Origin of the sequence: Polaromonas sp. AER18D-145 (assembly GCF_002379095.1) — a bacterium.
Classification (GTDB): Bacteria; Pseudomonadota; Gammaproteobacteria; order Burkholderiales; family Burkholderiaceae_C; genus Polaromonas.
This window is the reverse complement of record NZ_NBZV01000135.1, coordinates 1-350: the sequence shown is the minus strand read 5'-3', so window position 1 is coordinate 350 and position 350 is coordinate 1. Positions and strand designations below refer to the sequence as shown.

The following is a 350-nucleotide window of genomic DNA, read 5'->3' as shown; positions in this document are numbered from 1 at the left end:
ACGCCCTTGGGCACGCCGGTCGTGCCGGAGGTGTAGCTGACAAAAAGGATGTCGTCGGGCGCCAGCGCTGGCCAGTGCGGCTCACCCTCGGCTTTCGCCAGCAAGCTTTCGTAGTCGCGCTCCAGACCATGGCCTGCGCCATAGCCAATCAGCGTGATGCCCAGTGCCTTGAGCTCGTCCAGCCGCTCGGCGACCAGATGCCGGCAGCGCGTATCCAACAGCAGGAACTTGACCTCGCTGTCCTTCAGCACGTGCAGCATCTCGGGCCAGACGTACCCTGTATTGAGCCCGACCCGCGGCGCCGCGATCTTCATGCAGGCAAAGAAGTGCTCATACACCTCGATGCTTTC

General features: G+C 63.1%; 1 protein-coding gene. It reads right to left on the bottom strand.

The window, feature by feature from the left end; translation table 11 throughout:
* On the bottom strand, positions 1–350 hold a 350-nt coding region (locus tag B7G52_RS23180; RefSeq protein WP_141397547.1), incomplete at both ends, for an AMP-binding protein.